The organism is Cupriavidus sp. L7L (assembly GCF_004353535.1).
GTDB classification, from domain to species: domain Bacteria; phylum Pseudomonadota; class Gammaproteobacteria; order Burkholderiales; family Burkholderiaceae; genus Cupriavidus; species Cupriavidus oxalaticus_A.
The window spans coordinates 1-1,858 of sequence record NZ_SMNY01000159.1; the positions used below are offsets into that span (position 1 = coordinate 1).

The window sequence follows — 1,858 nt, forward strand, 5'->3', positions numbered from 1 at the left end:
CTTTGCCTACCAGGCCAACGGCGTCCAGGTGCTGTCGGACGTGTCCTTCAGCGTCCCTGCTGGGGAGGTCATCGGCGTGGTTGGCGTCTCAGGCGCTGGCAAGACAACTCTTATCCGATTGCTGCAACGCCTGTATATCGCCACGAGCGGACGGGTCTTCATCGATGGGATCGATCTCGCCACGGTCGATGCCACCTGGCTGCGGCGCCAGATCGGTGTGGTCTCCCAAGATTGCGCGTTGCTGAACCTGTCGGTACGGGACAACATCGCCATCTCCAATCCGGAGTTGTCCCTGCAAGACGTGATGGCCGCAGCCGAACTCGCTGGCGCGCACGACTTCGTCAATGTGCTGCCCCAGGGCTACGACACCGTGATTGGCGAGCGCGGCAGTCTGCTCTCCGGTGGTCAGCGCGCCCGGATCGCCATCGCCCGGGCGCTGGTCACCAACCCGCGACTGCTGCTCCTCGACGAAGCCACCGCCAGCCTCGATTACGAGTCCGAGCGCGTCATTCACGACAACCTGGAGAAGATTTGCGCGGGCCGCACGGTCTTCATCGTTGCCCACCGTCTGTCGACGCTGCGCCTGGCTGACCGCATCCTGGTGCTCGACAACGGTCAACTGGTCGAGCAAGGCCACCATATCGAACTGATCGCCCAGCCGGCAGGCAAGTATCGCGCCCTCTTCGAGGCCTCGCGCGTACTGGAAACACTGACGGTCAAGCACAAGGCTCCTGTGCAGCCGCTGCCGGGGGGCACGCATGTCTGAACTACGTAACGCAGAAAAGCAATCGCCAGCCGAGACATTCGCCACGGCAGCGATGGGTATCGCCAACCGCCGCCCGGCGCGCATGGCAAAAATCGTCGCAGCAAGCCTCTGCGGCATGGCCGCGGTGGCACTCGTCTATGCTGTGCTCGCCAAGATGGACGTGGTCGTGTCCGCACAAGGCAAGGTCATCCCCTCGGGCAAGTCCAAGGTGGTGCAGCCGCTAGAAGCTGGTATCGTGCGCCACATTTACGTGCGCGATGGGCAGCGTGTAAAGGCGGGCGATGTCCTGATCGAACTGGACCCGACCACCACCGCCGCCGACCGCGACCGCCTGCAACGCGATCACTGGGAAGCTGAGGCCGAAGTGCAGCGGCTGACTGCGCTGCTGGACGGCAAGGCCACCATGCGGGCCACCGAAGGCTGCCGGACGATATCGCCAGGACGCAGCAGGCACAGTTGACCAGCGCCCTGGCCGAACACCGCGCCAAGATGGCGGCGCTCGATGCCGAGGTCGCGCGCAAGCGCGCCGACCGTGACGGCGCCGCCGCCAGCCTGGAACAGATTCGGGCCAGCCTGCCGCTTGTCACGAAGAAGAACGACATGCGCGAGGAACTGGTCAAGACCGGACACATCGCCGAGACGGGCCTGATCGAGACGCGGCTCGAACTGATCAATCTCAAGAAGGAACTGGCCCTGCAGACCAACCGGCTGGCCGAGGCCAATGCCGGGCTGAATGCCGCGCATCAGCAGCGTGCGCAGGCCGTTGCTGAGTTCACCGCCCGCAATTCCGCTGAACTCGCCGAGGAGAGCCGCAAGGCCGCGACCGCCGAACTGGAGTTGGTCAAGGCTACCCAGCGCCGTGACCTGCAGATCCTGCGGGCGCCCATTGATGGCGTCGTGCAGCAACTGGCGGTCACGACCGTTGGCGGCGTGGTCACCCAGGCACAGCCCGTGGCGATCGTTGTGCCGGAAAACACTGCCCTGGAGGTAGACGCCCAAGTCCAGAACAAGGACATCGGCTATGTGAAGCCCGGCCAACGCGTCATCACCAAGGTCGAAACGTTCGACTTCACGCGTTTCGGCTACATCGAG

At 64.4% G+C, this 1,858-nt stretch carries 3 protein-coding genes; all 3 read left to right on the forward strand.

Translation table 11 applies throughout. The features are described from left to right. On the forward strand, nt 1–766 hold a 766-nt coding region (locus E1J61_RS36745; protein WP_133098643.1), incomplete at its 5' end, for an ATP-binding cassette domain-containing protein. Next, nucleotides 759–1,226, forward strand: a complete 468-nt coding sequence (locus tag E1J61_RS36750; protein ID WP_133098644.1) for a biotin/lipoyl-binding protein — start codon at nt 759–761, stop codon at nt 1,224–1,226. The genes E1J61_RS36745 and E1J61_RS36750, both read left to right, overlap by 8 nt. Then, nucleotides 1,223–1,858, forward strand: a 636-nt coding sequence (locus tag E1J61_RS36755) for an HlyD family efflux transporter periplasmic adaptor subunit (protein ID WP_133098645.1), incomplete at its 3' end; no start/stop codon positions are given. The genes E1J61_RS36750 and E1J61_RS36755, both read left to right, overlap by 4 nt.

Bases quoted from the DNA above. Each gene is read 5' to 3' on its own strand.
- E1J61_RS36750 (WP_133098644.1), top strand. From the start codon at position 759: ATGTCTGAACTACGTAACGCAGAAAAGCAATCGCCAGCCGAGACATTC.